At 41.9% G+C, this 16,587-nt stretch carries 12 protein-coding genes and 3 tRNA genes; 8 read left to right on the forward strand and 7 right to left on the reverse strand.

Translation table 11 applies throughout. The features are described from left to right. Positions 1-94 precede the first annotated feature (94 nt). Together CF596_RS05425 and CF596_RS05430 are read left to right on the forward strand one after the other, a co-directional pair. Positions 95-4,669, forward strand: a complete 4,575-nt coding sequence (locus tag CF596_RS05425) for an Hpt domain-containing protein (protein WP_096901464.1) — start codon at positions 95-97, stop codon at positions 4,667-4,669. Positions 4,670-4,672: 3 nt separating this feature from the next. After that, positions 4,673-5,131: a hypothetical protein gene (locus CF596_RS05430; RefSeq protein ID WP_004975530.1), complete on the forward strand. Its 459-nt coding sequence runs from the start codon at positions 4,673-4,675 to the stop codon at positions 5,129-5,131. Positions 5,132-5,212: 81 nt separating this feature from the next. Here the strand turns inward: CF596_RS05430 and dapE are convergent, their stop codons facing one another. The 3 genes from dapE to CF596_RS05445 all read right to left on the reverse strand — a co-directional run bounded on the left by dapE (position 5,213) and on the right by CF596_RS05445 (position 7,639). After that, complete coding sequence (dapE, locus tag CF596_RS05435; RefSeq protein ID WP_096901465.1) at positions 5,213-6,346, reverse strand: succinyl-diaminopimelate desuccinylase; 1,134 nt, start codon at positions 6,344-6,346, stop codon at positions 5,213-5,215. A 141-nt stretch (positions 6,347-6,487) separates the two neighbouring features. Continuing rightward, positions 6,488-6,634, reverse strand: a complete 147-nt coding sequence (locus tag CF596_RS05440; RefSeq protein ID WP_096901466.1) for an entericidin A/B family lipoprotein — start codon at positions 6,632-6,634, stop codon at positions 6,488-6,490. Between the two features lie 120 nt (positions 6,635-6,754). Further along, positions 6,755-7,639 carry a DUF1853 family protein gene (locus CF596_RS05445; protein ID WP_096901467.1) on the reverse strand — a complete coding sequence of 295 codons (885 nt, stop codon included), beginning with the start codon at positions 7,637-7,639 and terminating at the stop codon, positions 6,755-6,757. Between the two features lie 87 nt (positions 7,640-7,726). Between CF596_RS05445 and CF596_RS05450 the strand changes: the two genes are divergently transcribed. The 6 genes from CF596_RS05450 (at position 7,727) to CF596_RS05475 (ending at position 9,853) form a co-directional block, all read left to right on the forward strand. Then, a complete protein-coding gene (locus CF596_RS05450) occupies positions 7,727-8,107 on the forward strand; it encodes a YbaN family protein (protein ID WP_004968265.1) in 381 nt (126 codons plus the stop codon). Between the two features lie 9 nt (positions 8,108-8,116). Beyond that, positions 8,117-8,641, forward strand: coding sequence for a cell wall-recycling L,D-carboxypeptidase ElsL (gene elsL / locus CF596_RS05455; RefSeq protein WP_004968267.1), 525 nt, complete (start codon positions 8,117-8,119; stop codon positions 8,639-8,641). 262 nt (positions 8,642-8,903) lie between these two features. Further along, a tRNA-Val gene (locus CF596_RS05460) sits at positions 8,904-8,979 on the forward strand. A gap of 64 nt (positions 8,980-9,043) precedes the next feature. After that, a tRNA-Asp gene (locus CF596_RS05465) sits at positions 9,044-9,120 on the forward strand. Between the two features lie 101 nt (positions 9,121-9,221). Beyond that, positions 9,222-9,297, forward strand: a tRNA-Val gene (locus CF596_RS05470). 94 nt (positions 9,298-9,391) lie between these two features. After that, positions 9,392-9,853, forward strand: a complete 462-nt coding sequence (locus CF596_RS05475; protein WP_004977378.1) for a DUF2750 domain-containing protein — start codon at positions 9,392-9,394, stop codon at positions 9,851-9,853. Positions 9,854-9,878: 25 nt separating this feature from the next. On the opposite strand, the gene CF596_RS05480 is transcribed toward CF596_RS05475, so the two are convergent. From CF596_RS05480 to yccS, 4 genes are all read right to left on the reverse strand, one after another. Beyond that, positions 9,879-10,697, reverse strand: a complete 819-nt coding sequence (locus CF596_RS05480) for a YdcF family protein (RefSeq protein WP_096901468.1) — start codon at positions 10,695-10,697, stop codon at positions 9,879-9,881. Positions 10,698-10,864: 167 nt separating this feature from the next. Then, entirely contained in the window at positions 10,865-13,483 is a 2,619-nt protein-coding gene (locus CF596_RS05485) for a sulfite reductase flavoprotein subunit alpha (protein ID WP_096901469.1), read from the reverse strand. Positions 13,484-13,638: 155 nt separating this feature from the next. Then, the gene (locus CF596_RS05490) at positions 13,639-14,199 is read right to left on the reverse strand and encodes a YcxB family protein (RefSeq protein ID WP_004977388.1); all 561 of its coding nucleotides are present in this window, start codon (positions 14,197-14,199) and stop codon (positions 13,639-13,641) included. A gap of 147 nt (positions 14,200-14,346) precedes the next feature. Continuing rightward, a complete protein-coding gene (gene yccS, locus CF596_RS05495; protein ID WP_096901488.1) occupies positions 14,347-16,521 on the reverse strand; it encodes a YccS family putative transporter in 2,175 nt (724 codons plus the stop codon). Positions 16,522-16,587 lie beyond the last annotated feature (66 nt).

The raw sequence follows: 16,587 nt of genomic DNA on the forward strand, positions 1-16,587 counted from the left end.
AAAGATGAACTTAACTTTTGGGTTAGGGGCATTCAGGATGGTTACAATTAAGTTGAAGTGCCTTTTGGTGCTGAAAACGTAAGAAGCCTTAGCTATGAAAGAAATATTAAAAAATTTAGTCGAAACAATGACGCTTCCTGAAGATAGTTATCTTGAGCAAGATGCGGAAATTCTTGAAATTTTTGTCGAAGAAATTGAAGAAATCTTCGAAGAATTAAATCCATTATTTACTACTTGGTTTGCTAACCCAACAGATCAAGAAACTTTAGTGACTATTCGTCGTCACTTTCACACTTTAAAAGGCTCGGGTCGCATGGTGGGTGCGAAGTCTGCGGGCGAATTGGCATGGACGGTTGAAGATACTTTAAACCGTGTGCTTTCGGGTGCGGTAACACTCAATACTGATATTCAAAAATACGCAAAAACTGTTTTAAATATTTATCAATACAAGCTTTATCCAATTTTTAAGCAAGTCGGTTTAATTGATCTTGATTTACGCCCATTGGTGCTTTTAGGACAACAATTACAGCAAAACCAAAGTCCTGAACCTGCATTGGAAGAGTTGCTGGTTTTAGCAGATCAACTGACTGCCACTGATATGCCGACAGGACTAGAATTGACGGATGCTGCAGTTGAAACAGCAGCTGTCGCAGCAGTTGAATCATCAGAAGATGTAATGACTGCTGAAGAAATGCCGCAGACAGAAGTTGCACAAGAAGAGGCTGCTGATGCGAGTCTATTGGCTGAAACTCTGGCTATTTTTGTAGAAGAAGCTGAAGAGCATTTAGCGACCATTGATCAGTTCTTGGCACAAGATCAGATTTACTCACAAGACTATAATGGCTTAATCCGTGCATTACATACACTGCGCGGCAGTTCGTCTATGGCGCAAATTGATCAAGTTTTTCAAGCCAGTTCTAAAGTTGAAAACTTGTTTAAGGCGTTTGTACAAGATGAAATTGAATCTACATCAAAAGAAACTGCGCTGTTGGTGCAATATGCAGAATTTGTCCGGGATTATCTGCATGTACTTCGTCAAGGTCACTGTGATGGTTTAGATGTAATCTATGCAACTTTTAATAAAGCATGGGATAGCTACGGCTTTAGCACCAGCGATACAGAAGACTCTAATCCTCAAGGTTTAGTATCGAAGCTAATCGAACTGAATATTGATCGTTTACTTGATGCCGAATTTGAATTTGATAAATTGGCGCAAGCGCAATTCCCAAGCTATTTAGAAGAACTCAGCGCACAAGCACAATTATTGGTAGAGCATACCGATAACCGTGCGTCTGTGGGTATCCATCAATTTACCGAAGAACTTAAAGCCGCTTACGACAGTGTTTTAGCCAAGCCAATCTTGCTTAACTCTGAATATGGTTATGAGTTATTTGCACAGGCGCACCAAGAGTTTATTCATTTATTCGATACCTTGGCTGCGGGACAGCGTGTTACGGTTACAGAAGACATTCAGAAAACCTTAAATGACTTAACTGCATTTGTGCAGCAAGACATTGATGCAATTGCACTTGAAGATGCTGAAACATCAGTGAGCGACAATGCTGTAGAAACAACAGTTGTTGCAGAACCTGAAGCTGTGCCTGCTGCAGTTGCTAGCGAAAATTCGGGCACAGTGAATTTGGCGCAATTGTCAGAACGTATTGCATCAGATCAACAAAACATACATGCCGATGATGCCAATAAAGACTTCGATCCTGACTTGCTGGATATCTTCTTGGAAGAAGCAGAAGAGCTTTTGGTGGGTATGGATGAAGATGTCAATACTTGGTCAAAAGACGCCAGTGACACTTCGGCATTAAATAACTTAATGCGTTATTTGCACACTTTGAAAGGTGGCGCAAATATGATTTCTGCGACGCATATTGGTTTAATTGCACACAACCTTGAGTCGATTTACGAGCGTATCATTAACAACCAAATTGTTGTTTCACCTGCGTTAATTCAAATTATTCGTTTGGTGCAAGATGATATTGCAGACCGTATTCAGACCATTCGTGATGAGCGTGTGGACTATGCAGCACCAGAGTCAATTGCGATTTTAGGCAACATTGTTAGCTTGGCACAAGGCGATGCAGATGCGTCAGTCGCAGGTGCGACAACCGCAGCGCAGCCTGAACAGACTATTGAGGCAGTAGAAGAGGTTGATGCACAGCCTGAGTTGGCGGTAGAAGCGTTGCAAGATACAACTGCAGATTTAGCTGAAGATGACGCAGTTATTGCTGATGATGCACATTTTGAAGACACCGCTGCTGCGGCATTTGAGCCGATCACAGAAACTGTAAGTCTTGAAGCAAGTGCTGAATCTGAAGATGAGCAATTACATTCAATTGTGGTTGAAACTTTCCGAGAAGAAGCGGAAGAAATTTTGGATGCTGCAGATCAGCGTTTGAAACAATGGTTTGAACAGCGTAGTGACCGTAGTATCTTGCTTCAATTACAACGTGCGGCACACAGCTTAAAAGGCGGTGCACGTATGGCTGAAATTGAGCCTGTTGCGCAAATTGCCTATCAACTTGAAAGTGCCTTTGAACAGTTTGCTGTGCATCAATTTAACTCAAATGTTTATGATGCCTTGTTGCAAACCACGTTGGCATGGTTGCGTGATGCACTCTTCAAAGCAGATTACAGCAATTATGACAGCTTAAAATCTAGCTTGTCGGCGATGCAGTTTGTAGATGTATCTGCGCAATTGCCCGAGCGTTTAACGCATACCGACTTGTTATCGCCAAGCCGTAGTTATGAGTTTGTTCAGGGTGATGGTACAGAGCCGCCTGCAATGTCGGGTGAGTGGGGTGAAACCACACAGCTGGATAATAGCAATGAGATGATTCGTATCTCTGCCGATTTAGTCGAGAAGATGATTGACTTGTCAGGCGAGAACTCGATTAACCGTTCACGTATTGAAATGGAGCTTGGGCAACTAGGCGGTACGTTGAATGAGATGGAATTGGCGATTAAACGTCTTGCCGATCAGTTACGTCGAATGGAAGGCGAGCTGGAATCGCAAATTATTGCCAAGCATGGTTCTGAAAACTCACGTTATGCAGACTTTGACCCATTAGAGATGGACCAATATTCATCGTTGAATCAGTTGTCTAAATCTCTGGCGGAATCTGCATCGGACTTGGTGGACTTTAAGAGCACCTTGGCTGAAAAAATTCGTGATGCCGAAGGTTTGTTATTACAACAATCACGTATTCAGGCTGAAATTCAAGAAAGCTTGATGCGTACACGCCTAGTACCATTCTCACGTTTATTGCCACGTTTACAACGTATTGTGCGTCAGACTTCATCGACCTTAAACCGTCCGACAGAACTGGTGGTTTATAACACTGAAGGTGAATTAGACCGTACCATTCTAGAGCGTTTGGTGACACCGTTTGAACACATGCTGCGCAACGCGGTCGACCATGGGATTGAAGACCCTGCACAACGTGCTGCAGCCAATAAACCTGAAGTTGGTAAAATTGAACTGAACATTACCCGTCAAGGCACAGATGTTGTGGTGACTTTTGTGGATGATGGTAAGGGTATTGATGATGCCAAGATTAAAGAAAAAGCATTGAGCTTAGGTTTAATCAAAGCCGATCAGAATTTAGATAAAAACGAAATTCTGCAATACATTTTCCACCCAGGCTTTACAACAGCACAATCGGTTACACAAATTTCAGGTCGTGGCGTTGGTTTAGACGTGGTGCAAAGTGAGATTAAGGCGCTCGGCGGTCACGTTTCTGTAGATTCAACATTAGGTCAAGGCACAACCTTTAGTATTCGTGTACCAACGACGGTTGCGGTATCCGATGCCTTAATGGTTAAAGTTGGTGATCAACAATTTGCTGTACCGTTGGCGCAAATTGACCGTATTGTACGTATTGCACCAACCACTTTGGAATCTTACTTCAACAGCAATGAAGATTTCTTCCAAATTGACAACCAGAACTACAAGTTACGTTACTTATCTGAGTTCGTTGGCAATCAGCCATTACCGCGTTTAAGCCATGTGGGTCATTCACTACCTGTTCTGTTAATTAAAGGCAGCACAGGTCAAACCATTGCTTTACTAGTCGATCAGTTGATTGGTTCGCGTGGTCAAATTGTTGTGAAACCAATTGGACAACAGTTCTCAAGCATTGGTGCAATTGCAGGCGCAACTATTTTGGGTGATGGTCAAGTTTGTTTGATTCTGGATGGTCAGAACATTGCCCGTCAAATTCTTGCAACGCAACGTACTAAACAAGCCAGCGATCAACGTGATAGCCAACGTCGTGATACACGCCGCTTAATTATGATTGTGGATGACTCAGTCACCGTACGTAAAGTAACTTCACGTCTGCTTGAGCGTCAAGGTTATGACATCGTGACTGCCAAAGATGGTGTCGATGCCATGGAGCAGCTTGAAAACGTCAAACCTGACTTGATGTTACTGGATATTGAAATGCCACGTATGGATGGTTTTGAGGTGACTAACCTTGTACGCCACCACGACATGCATAGCAATCTGCCGATCATCATGATTACGTCACGTACAGGTGAAAAACACCGCGAACGAGCGTTTAGCTTGGGTGTGACGCACTACATGGGTAAACCGTTCCAAGAGGCAGAATTGCTTGCCAATATTGAACAATTATTAGCAGTTAGTCAGGGGTAAACGATGAGTCAGACGAATAGTCCAAATTTACTCGGGCAAATCAGTCAGCAAGAGCTGCAACATTTAATTACCGTATCTACCGGTTTTATTGATGCTTATATTGTTGAATGTCATGGTAAACAACCAATGCTGATACCTCAAAATATTGTGTTGTCAGCGCTGGATAACGCCACTCAAGTTAAAACTGTGGAATGGCACGAATCGCAATTGCCTGTTTATGCGGTCAATGACCCAGAGAAAAAAATGGGCGTGGCACTGGTTATTGAAGGCGATGAAATGGAGCAGCGTTTTGCTTTGATGTGCAATGAAATGCCTAAAACCCTGCGCTTGCGTATTTCTGAAGTGGTAGATGATGACCAGCAAACCACGACTGATCCTGCGGTATTCCAATATGTCCGTATGGGTGAGCAGGTCTTTCATGTGCCTAATTTGCAATACATTCAAGAAAATTTGACGATCTAAACGCAATTTTCTCCGTTGTAAAATAGAAAAGGAACTCAAATAGAGTTCCTTTTCTGCTTCATGCAACTAATCTTATTGGATTTAAGTTAGTAATCCTTCCAAAATCTGTTCATAAATTTCTGCCAATGGCTCTAAATCAGCCACATCAACATGCTCGTTAATTTGGTGAATGGTGGCATTGAGTACGCCTAACTCCAACACTTGTGCACCTGTCGGCGCAATAAAGCGACCATCAGAAGTGCCGCCACTGGTAGATAATTCTGTTTCAACACCTGTGACATTGCGAATGGCCTGACGTGCAGCATTGACCAATTCACCCACAGGGGTTAAAAATGGCAAACCTGAAAGTGTCCACTCAATATCATAATCCACTTGATGGTGATCTAAAATTTGCAACACACGTGCTTTTAGTTCATCTGCAGTCACTTCAGTCGAATAACGGAAGTTAAAGGTCACGGTCATGTTGCCAGGGACAACATTGGTTGCACCTGTCCCTGCTTGAATATTTGAAATTTGAAATGAGGTGGCTGGGAAATATTCATTGCCATAATCCCATACCGTTTCACACAGTTCCGCAATTGCTTTAGACGCGGTATGAATCGGGTTAATTGCTAAGTGTGGATAAGCCACATGACCTTGTTTACCTTTTACAGTCAAGACTCCATTCAGTGAACCACGACGCCCATTTTTAATAATATCGCCAAGTTTATGCGTACTTGAAGGTTCACCGACCAAACACCAAGTCATTTTTTCCTGACGAGCTTCCAATGTTTCAACGACTTTGACGGTGCCGTTAATGGATGGCCCTTCTTCATCTGAGGTGATTAAAAAGGCAATTGAACCTTTGTGATCAGGATGTTTGGCGACAAAGCGTTCAGAGGCAACCACCATGGCTGCCAATGCGGTTTTCATGTCGGCACTGCCACGACCATAAAGTTTGCCATCACGAATTTCAGGTACGAATGGATCGGTATTCCATGCGTTTAAATTGCCAGTTGGTACAACATCGGTATGACCTGCAAAGCAAAAGACAGGTGCTTCTGTACCTTTACGCGCCCAGAGGTTATCTACATCGTCAAAACGCATAGATTCAATCTTAAATCCAATTTTTTCTAAGCGTTCTGCCATGAGGTTTTGACAGTTGTGATCGACAGGAGTGACAGACGGTTGGCGTAAAAGCTGAAGGCTTAAATCCAGAGTAGCAGAAGAGGTCATGAGAGTTTCAGACGTTTATCAAGAGTAAGTGCTAATAATAGGGGAATAATGCAACAAAAGTGAAATTTTAGCGTGAAAAAACCTTGTCCGAGAACAAGGTTTTTTGTAGTTTTTGTGAAGATATTCCTGAAATACTCAGAATTATTTGCGAATTTCTTGTTGGGTTTTTTCAGCAGTATTACTCACCGCATGACCTGCAGAAGACACGTCTTCGCCCACGCCTTTAATTGTATTACAACCCGTTAAAACAAAGGCTAATAGTAGTGAAGTCGCTAGAATTTTTTTCATGATCATCTCCAATATGCTCTAGATAGATTATTTTGATGTGTTTTTTAGCTTAGGAAATAAACAGAATAATAAATAGGCAACTTTTATGGTGCTTACGTAATAAAATGTTGAAACAGTTATTCAGCGTGTTAAAGGGGGATAGTTAATCAGCGGTGCAGCGCGATACATATAAAATTGTGAATGTGCCTCTTGATAATACAAACCATCGCCCCACCATTGATTCGGTAGGCTACTGGCTTGAGCATTTTGACAAATCCATTCATGACGTTGCAGGCGATAAAACCGTTCTGCTTGGGCAGGAATATCACTCCCCCAAAGACCTAAACGACGAGCGCGATTAACCCAGTATGGCACAAGGGTTGTAGATGATTGTGCCAAGTGATGTATGGCGAAATACAATTGTCCTTTGAGTACAGCAAAACGGCGTTGAATCGGCACATCCAAGGCTTGCTTAAATTGAAATTGCTTTTGACTAAAATGATTCAGTTTACGCGCTAAAGTATCGGAGCGGTTTAAACCATACCAGTGTGCCAAAGAGCAATCCGCTTCGGCTAAGTAGTATTTTAATGCGACTTCCCAGTGTTCAACCTGCTGCGTGTCATGGTTGTGCAGTAAAAAATCCAGTTCACCCACAGTTTTAGCACCATCAATAATTTGAATACTGTGCCCCAATAATTCGAAGGGATGATAGTCACGATCACGCAGCCAAAACCACATCAACATTTCAAAGCGTAAGCCTAAACGGGTACTTTTCAGTTGATTTAAAAAATCGTACACCGCTTCGGGATGTGAATCTAAATAGGCTAAACGTGATTGATAAGCGTGATAATGCTGCTGCCAAAAAGTATCTGAATGGAATTCAAAAGTATGTTGAATGGGCAATTGCTCAGGCACAGCACATAAAATATTCGGACTTGCCACACTAAAAGCCAACTGACGGATAAGCGGGGTTTTGTAGGTCAGCCATACTTCGGGCAGAAGTTCGGGTTGATACAACTCAATCATTATGAATCCATGCTGAAAAATGCAGAATTACAACGGAAAATTAAAAAACGCTTTATACTACCGCAATTCGTAGTTTAGGACAGTGGTATGCAAAGCTTGTTATGGCGAAGTTTAGTGGTGATCTTTGTCATCCTTGGCTTTATTGGTGCATTGTTGCCGGGTATGCCTACTACAGTTTTTTTGATTTTAGCAGCTTGGGCATCGTCACGCGGTTGGCCGCAAATGGACAACTGGTTACTGAATCATCCTAAATATGGCAGTACACTCAGAGATTGGCGCGCCAATGGTACTGTACCGCGTAAAGCCAAATGGTTTGCAACGATCATGATGAGTATTAGTGCCGTGATCATGCTGTTCACAACTGCGCCCGTTGCGGTCAAAATTTTTACCAATACCACCATGTTGGTGGTGTGTATTTGGTTGTGGTTACGTCCTGAACCACAGCCGCCCACGAAAGAAGAAGAATAGGGTAGCGCAATGTCTTTTTTATACACACAAGCAGATATTTTGATTGATTTAGCCGAGCAAACTTTATATTTGCCGAAGCATCAGAAACTCTACGTCATCTCGAGTGGTGTGAATGGCATTGGTGAAACTGAAAATAGTGGTAAAACACCACGTGGCTGGCATGAAGTCGCTTTAAAGTTTGGTGAAAATGAACCTGAAAATGCAGTGTTCATTGCACGTCAACCGACAGGGGAAATTTACAATTTAGATTTAGCTGAACAATTTCCTGAACGAGACTGGATTTTAAGCCGCATTTTATGGCTCAGTGGTTTGCAAGAAGGTTTTAATCAAGGCATCGGCTGCGATACTTTTCAGCGTTATATTTATATACATGGCACACCAGATACAGAGCCGATGGGAATTCCTGCATCGCATGGCTGTATTCGGATGCGTAACCACGATATTTTAGAATTGTATGAACTGATTCCAGAAAAAGCCTTGGTTTATATTTCTGAACACAAGCTAGATTTAAATAGCTTAGGTTTGCTTGGTTGATGGTGCGAGTCAATTGAATAAAGTTGTATCTATCACAACATAAAAAACCAACATATTGAGCAGATAGATTGCAGAGCTAACAAGTTGAAAAGCACATTAATTTTGCTTGAAAACTAAAATAACTTGCAGAATTTGTTTGTTTTTATAGCGGATCACCTATTTTTTAATCACTCAGTCACAAAAAACTGAAAACAAGCCGAAAAGCGTTTGACAGGCGGTAAAGATTCTCTATAATGCACCTCACAAACGATAAAGACGTTAAGGGCGCTTAGCTCAGTTGGTAGAGCGTCTGCCTTACAAGCAGAATGTCGGCGGTTCGATCCCGTCAGCGCCCACCATATTTTAGTATTTATGCTTGGCATACATACAAAAAAGACCTTAATTGCTTACGCAATTACCGTTGCAGCGGTAGTTCAGTTGGTTAGAATACCGGCCTGTCACGCCGGGGGTCGCGGGTTCGAGCCCCGTCCGCTGCGCCATTTTTCATTCCCTGATCTGAAAAATGTATTTCAAAGTTCAAGACGACGTTCTTTGCTTGTCTTGCATCATAAAAAATAACGATGTTATTTTTTAATCTTCAGGGCGCTTAGCTCAGTTGGTAGAGCGTCTGCCTTACAAGCAGAATGTCGGCGGTTCGATCCCGTCAGCGCCCACCATATCCTTTCATCCTCCTTTATCTTATATTACTTGCGTATTGCAATAAATTCGCCTAAAATTTTTATTTAATAATAATACTAATATCCGTGACTTATGCGAAATCCTTATCAACGTAAAGCTGCATCTAAGCAAGCAACGCAAACTTATAATGCACAAGATATTTACAAGCAATTTATTGAAACCATTGTGTCTCAGGGGCATGTTTTTGCATTGTATGAAGATGGCTGGGCGCTCTGTGCCACGCCTACAGGGCAACGTGCTTTTGCAATGTGGCAAAATAAAAGTCTGGCAAAACTGTTAATTAAAGACAATTGGGCCAATTATCAAGTCGAAGAAATTTCACTGAAAGATTTTATTGAAAAAGTGATTCCATTTTTACGTCAGGAAGCCACCAATATTTCGATGAATCTAAGCCCAGAAGGGCAGAATGTATTGGTTGCCCCTGAAAAGTTATTGCTTGATCTAAAAAATTATTTGTATCAGGTGTATATGCAAAAACCTGAATTTTTTAAAGATATGCAAATTCCTTTACCACGCTCGATACGTTTGAATTAAGCGATCTGCTTGCTAGATTTTATTTTTAATACTCATTCAGCAGCCAACCACTGATATAAGCAAAATACTCGCGTAACCATGCGTTATAGCGGGTATAGAGTGGTGTCGTTGCACTGAGCATGCTGAACTGTGTGTATCCTTGTCGTTTGGCAATGGCTGCTGCACGTGGTGTGTGAAAGTCGCTGGTGACAATTATAATCGGTTGGGTTTTATCTGTGCCTAATGTATGCAGCAAGGGCTGACTGTTTTTCAAATTAAGTGCCGTACTGGTGCTTTGGGTTTCCAAGATAATGTGTGATGCTGCAATTGCATAACGTTGTTGCAAATAGTTGGACATCACCTGCGCTTCGGTGAGTTGTTCCGCAAAAGCAGGGCCACCACTGACTATTAAATAACTTTGTGGATGCTCCAAGGCATACGCGGCTGCAGTATCCAGTCGTTTGGCGAGCGTGGGCGATGGTTGTCCATTTTCAATGCCACTGCCGAGTACAATCACCACTTTAGCATTGTTGGTTACAGTATTTTGCTGCTGTGTACTGAAATGAATATAAGTAAAAAAGATCAGCAGGCTGATGCACCACAGCCAAAATACGCCCCAACCGAATTTCCACAGCCAATCTAAGCGTGTATGTTGTTTTAAGTAGCTTTGAATCCAAGTATAGAAAATGGCATAACACAGCAGCATCATGCCTATTAAAACAGGTAAAACGGTGCCGAAATGAATTTTCTTTAAGCTGATGAGATAGGCACCATCCAATACTAAAATTAATCCAATTAGGCTACTCAATATTCTTTTAAATAGACTAAATTGTGTTTGTACGTGACTTGCTTGCATGCCTTGCATAATTTTATTGTACTGTGATGCTGTACAAACAGTATAGCCGAAGCTGCTGAAAAATTTTGCCTCAACTGAATTATGTTTCGGCTGAGGCTATGGATAAAACTTGGGTGAATTGCCAAGTTTTAGCTATAGAGCTACAGCGCAAGCCATTTAAAAAGTGTCAACAAATCCTAATACACATCTCGGCGATAACGTCCTTGCTGACGTAATTGTTCCAGTTGAGTCTCACCCAAAATATCTTTTAAGGCTTGGTCGACATCACTGGCCATGCCTTGAATGCTACCGCAGACATAAATCACGGCATTTTGTTCAATCCAGCGTTTTAATTCTTCAGCCTGTTCGCGTAACTTATGGTGTACATAGACTTTTTCGGCTTGATCACGGGAAAAGGCCAAATCAAGGCGTTGTAGCATACCTGTGCTTTGCCAAGCCTCGATGGTGTGCTGATAAAAGTAATCGTGCGCTTGCTGACGTTCACCAAAAAACAACCAGTTTTGGGTGTAATTCAGGCGGGTACGTGCATGCAATAAGCTCATTAATCCTGCAAGCCCTGTACCGTTGCCAATACAAATAATTGGGCGGTCATCATCAATTAAATGGAAAGATGGATTATTGCGAATGCGTAATGCGATATTTTGCCCAAGTGCAGCATGTGCAGTTAACCATCCTGAACCTAAGCCAAGCTCGCCTTGAGCATCGAATTTTTGACGCACCACAAGTCTTAAAACCTGTTGTGAAGGAATACTGGCAATTGAATATTCACGACTAGGCAAGGGTGAAAGTTGTGCCAATAATTCATCCGCAGTTTTAAATGTCTGAATTGGCGCGGTGAGGTCTTTATCTGCCAAAGCTTGTACTAAGGTTTGCTGACCATTAGCAAGAATTGTATTGGCATCGAGTTGATGCTGTTTTAAAAAGGCGTGAATCCGTGCAGTGCTGTTTTCAGGCTGAATTTCTGCAATATCACCTGCAGACCAATGCACATCATGTTGTGCTAACAGTTCAATATTGAAGGCGGGTGCGCCTAAACTGTTGGGATTTAGCAAGTCACGTTGCTGTAAGGTCCATGTATCAAAAGTTTTTTCGATATGCATACTTGGTAAGTCAAGTTGTGTGACCTGTACCAAAGCCTGATTCCAACGCTGTATGTCTGCAGGATTGGCATTATTTACCTCAATGGTATTGAACAAGGCATGTGCTTGATTACGTTGCAGCCATGCAGCAATCGTATGTCCAAAACGGCAGTAATGATCTGCATATTCACGTGAACCTAAAGCCAGTACTGCATAACGCAAATGACTCAGGTCACAGGTTTGCGGTAGGATTTTTTTCACAAAACTTGAGGTCAAATCGGGTGCATCACCTGTGCCATAAGTGCTAGCAATACATAACAGTTGGGTGGTGTTTTTAAGATCTTCAAGGCTGAGATGTTGCAGGGCTTTGACTGTGACAGGCTGATGTGCTTCTTGCAGACTAGTAGCGGTGCGCCATGCCAATTGTTCGGCAGTACCTGTTTGGCTGGCATAGACAATGAGCCAGTGTGCAGCATTTGGGTCGATCTGAAATTGAGTCTGGTTTTGACGTGCAGCAAGAGTCAAACGCTTTTGTTTACGACGTTTTAAATACAGCATCCAACCTGTGACGAAAAACAGCGGCATCATCAATGCAGAAAGCATGGCTAAAAATTGATAAACAGGCCCAAAGAAACTACCGCGATGCACAGGCAGCATACTGCTCATGATTTTTTCATTAAGCCGTTTGTCTACATATAATTCAAGTTGAGTAATACGTGCTTGTTGATAATCAAAAGTTGCGTTATTGCGGGCACGTTCATGTTGTGGAATGACATCGACAAAGTTAATTTCAATTTCACTATTGGCGTGTTTAGGCACATTAAAAGTGATACTGGAATAATCCTGCCCCAATTGCTGCGGGAAATGTTGCCATGCCTTCGTCAATGCCAGATTGATTTGTGCCTGATCCAGCGTATTCTGCTTGGCTGGTTTTGTAGTGTTTGCGCGGCGTCCTACAGTTTGTGTTTGCGCAGCCTGATGAAGTGCTTGAGCATTTGAATTTACAGGTTTGTTGCGTCCATCTGCTTGCAATTGCGCTTGTGGTCTTTCCACACCCATGACTTTAAACATGCCATTGCGCCACCACTCATACGACCAATACAGTCCTGTGCATGCCAAAACTAGATAGAAAATCACGACCCACGTGCCCACTACGGCATGTAAGTCCCAAATAAAATTACGTCCTTTTAATTGAGGTTTGAGCGCAAACCATTGTTTAAATGAATGGCGTTTCGGCCAGCGTAGGTAAATGCCACTTAACACAAAGAACAACAACATGAGGGTACATGCGGCTGTAATTTGTTTACCAATAGGCCCTACGGTTAAGTTGCGGTGTAATTGCTGAATAAACTGGAAAAATTCACGTCCCCGAATTTCAGGCAACACTGCTGCCGAGTAAGGATTAATCAGGATATTTTGTCCACGTTTTGCACCTTCTTTCGCAATATTGATGCTTGAAGATGCAGCCGGGTCTTTTGCAACGGTGATGCTATTAATTTTATAGTCAGGTTGGGTACGCTGAAAATGTTGATAAATTTCTGCAGGGCTTAGTTTGGCTTTCTGCTCAACTTGTACCTGATAACTGTTCGGATTCATCCATTTTAGAATTTCTTGTTCGTAGGAATAAATCGCACCTGTCACGCCCATGAGTGACAAGATCAGTCCTGCAGTAATACCAAGGAACCAGTGAATTTGGAAAAAGGCTTTCTTCAGCATAAGCGTTGGTTGTTGAGTATGAATTGTGATGCAGAATAATGCAGAGATGAAGTTAATGCAAATGCTATTTATTCTCATTATCGTTCATTGTTTTAATTTTAAGCAAAAAAAACCTCCATCACAGGGGATAGAGGTTTATTTTTAAATAGGGATATTTAGATTTGCTTGGCTTCGCCTGCAGCTTCAGTCAAATGCTTGCGAATGGTGTTGAACGAAAAGTTCTTGCTGTCCATACGCTTAGGCAGAATATAAGCACCTTGCTGACCTTTTACTTTGAAGTTCATCAAGATAAACTCAGGGGTATTGTACCATTCATACACATCTTTCCAGCCAATTGCACCCACGCCTTCTTGAGCGCCCATTTGCTGACGCATCACGATACCGTGCGGCTGTACGCCTAAACGAATCCCTTTAATTTCTTGAACAGGAAATTCATTCATTTTTCGCTTAACGTACCATTCCAAGCCGTATTTACGCACCAGCAGGTAGAGCACCACACAGACAATGGCAACCCAGCAGAAAATTGTCGAATAATTTTTTAATAGCAGAATGCCTAAAATGGAAAGGGCAACAATCACACCCATAATAATCCATGCTTTCATGCCAATTTTATTGGTACTGCGCCAAATTACCAGTTGTGCGTGACGTTGTTCTTCTTCAGAAACTTCGTAGATCACAGGCTGTAGGGTATAGGCGTATAAACTTTTCGCGGTCATAGTGAAACTAACAAATTTAAAACTATAAAAAGTTTAGCATTAATTGCTGTCATGCAGTGAGTATATTGTCGCAAAATCATGCTAAGGTCGGTGAATACTTGTGCAGCTTAGGGCGAATAAGTAGGCACTGACCGTTTGCAGGATTGTTTATAAAGACGCCAGTTCAGTTGCGTCCTGATCATGTTCGTGGCTTAAACTTTGTTTTAAGCGACTTAATTGTTGCAAGATACTCATCATCAAAGATAATTGCTGCAAAATAATTAATGATTTTTGATCTTCTTCTTTGTTTTGGCTTAAACGCTGACGAATGGTTTGCAACATGTTGTGTACACTTAAATCTGGCGTTTCATCTTTCAGTAAAGCACCTTGAATATCGTCCATTGCTTGATCGAGCAGTTGCAAGACTTCCTGATCGTCAATTTTGTCACGATGCGCACCAAGTGCAGCAATATAGCTAATAAAGGTGTGATTTAGACACAAGAACTCAAAGGCTTGAGCTTTTTGATTGGGGTCAAAATCAGGTTCGGTGGCGAGTGTTGAAATCAGTGAAGCAACTTCTGCATCGGTATTATGAGCAGCACGGCGCACGACACGATAATTCAAACCGTTGTTGCGTCCATTTTTATATTGTTCAATCACTTCTGCCAAATAGCCACATTGCGCGGTGAGTGAGCGGCGAATCGTGCGTGATAAACGACGGAATTTCCAATCGGGGAAGATAAAACTCACGCCAAACCATGCTAGCGCACAACCAATTAAGGTATCGACCATACGTGGTACGGCTGCAGCATAGCCTAAACCCTCTAGGTTAAAGTTCATCAGCGCCAAAATGGTCATAAAAGCAGTGGCTTGTGCATATTGTTTACTACGCAATTCAAAGAACAACATGCCACTAATCACTAAAACCAGTAATTGTCCTTCTACAGATGGTACAAAATATAAAATGGTGTAGCCGACTACAATCCCTGCCAACGTCCCAATAATACGCAAACGTAAACGTCGTTTGGTGGTGTTAAAGTTGGGCTGCATCACAAACAGGGCGGTCAGTAAAATCCAGTAGCCATATTGAATATTGGTGACTTGCACAAAAATATAGCCAATCAATAGTACAATCGACAAACGAATGGCGTGGCGGAACAAAACCGATTCGGGGGTTAAATGCTGCTTAATCCGAATGACAATATCATCCCAACTTTTTAAGTCGTCATCTTTCAGTTGTTGTTCAATATGTTTTGATTTATCCAGTTTAATATTGCGTTCGGTTTCAAGGTTACGCAATTGAGCATCAATAGATTTCAGGTTTTGGTATAGGGCAAACAATGCATTAATCCAGACTTGGTCATATTGCTGTTCACTGCGCAGTTTTTCTAAAGACTGTTTAAGATTTTCAAAAGCATGTTTAAAACGCTTGTTATGCACATAAGGTTTACGGTGCAAAATGCTTTCGCTTAAATCTTTACAGGCTTTGCCCTGAATCGACAAAATGCGTTGGAAGCGAAATAAAATATCGCTGTGCTGAAATATTTTCGCCAGTTTTTGATAATCAATATGTGCAGAGTCGGCACGTTCGTGAATGTCTTGTGCGACAAAGTAATACTGTAAGCTACGTCGGGTATCTTTTTGCCCGCGGTCACCTTTTAAACGGGTCAGTAAAGCGGTTTTTAAGTCGTTAAAAATCGCAATTAATTTGCCATTTTCAAGTGATAAATCAATGATACTTTGTTGATAACTCGGTGCAGTCATATCCACATCAAATAGATTTGATTTGGCAAATAAAAAATCACCCAAAGAAGAATAACTGAGTGAAAGTTTGTCTTGTAAGGCACGAACAGGGAACAGTAAAAAGCTGATGGTCGAAATTAAGCCGTACCAAATTGCGCCCGAAACCAAAAGCAGCGGCTGCATGTACCAGTCATCAAATAGGTTGACGCCAAGCATGGAATAGACTGACACCACCAAACAGCCATAAGAAATGGTGGCATAACGTCGTCCGAGCGAACCGAGCAAAATTAAGACAATACACGACAGGATTAAGCCTGTAGCAAATAAAATAGGATGCGGAAATAAAAACTGAATTGATGTGGCGGTAACAAAGAAACCAATATAGGTATAGAGCTGATTGACAATACGCACCGAAAAACGGTCATCAATATCACTCAAACCTGCGGCAAGCACACCTAAAGTTAAAGGAATAGTGGCAAGCTGCATCCCCATAAAATAGGGAACAAAAGCAGTTCCCGCAAATGCAATGAGCATGCGGATGTTATACATAAATGTGGTGTTATAGGTCGCTTGTTTGAGCTTTATCAGCCAAGGTTTCAACATCATTCCTTTAAGTAAACTTTTCTGTCTAAACAGAGATTTATGCTGCAAGATGAAGGTTTGCGT

The sequence above is a fragment of the Acinetobacter sp. YT-02 genome (assembly GCF_002412355.1).
In the GTDB taxonomy this organism is placed as follows: domain Bacteria; phylum Pseudomonadota; class Gammaproteobacteria; order Pseudomonadales; family Moraxellaceae; genus Acinetobacter; species Acinetobacter towneri.

Bases quoted from the DNA above. Each gene is read 5' to 3' on its own strand.
- dapE (WP_096901465.1), bottom strand. From the start codon at position 6,346: ATGACCTCTTCTGCTACTCTGGATTTAAGCCTTCAGCTTTTACGCCAA.
- CF596_RS05485 (WP_096901469.1), bottom strand. From the start codon at position 13,483: ATGCTGAAGAAAGCCTTTTTCCAAATTCACTGGTTCCTTGGTATTACT.
- CF596_RS05450 (WP_004968265.1), top strand. From the start codon at position 7,727: ATGCAAAGCTTGTTATGGCGAAGTTTAGTGGTGATCTTTGTCATCCTT.
- CF596_RS05430 (WP_004975530.1), top strand. From the start codon at position 4,673: ATGAGTCAGACGAATAGTCCAAATTTACTCGGGCAAATCAGTCAGCAA.
- CF596_RS05440 (WP_096901466.1), bottom strand. From the start codon at position 6,634: ATGAAAAAAATTCTAGCGACTTCACTACTATTAGCCTTTGTTTTAACG.
- CF596_RS05445 (WP_096901467.1), bottom strand. From the start codon at position 7,639: ATGATTGAGTTGTATCAACCCGAACTTCTGCCCGAAGTATGGCTGACC.
- CF596_RS05475 (WP_004977378.1), top strand. From the start codon at position 9,392: ATGCGAAATCCTTATCAACGTAAAGCTGCATCTAAGCAAGCAACGCAA.
- CF596_RS05425 (WP_096901464.1), top strand. From the start codon at position 95: ATGAAAGAAATATTAAAAAATTTAGTCGAAACAATGACGCTTCCTGAA.
- CF596_RS05490 (WP_004977388.1), bottom strand. From the start codon at position 14,199: ATGACCGCGAAAAGTTTATACGCCTATACCCTACAGCCTGTGATCTAC.
- CF596_RS05480 (WP_096901468.1), bottom strand. From the start codon at position 10,697: ATGCAAGGCATGCAAGCAAGTCACGTACAAACACAATTTAGTCTATTT.
- elsL (WP_004968267.1), top strand. From the start codon at position 8,117: ATGTCTTTTTTATACACACAAGCAGATATTTTGATTGATTTAGCCGAG.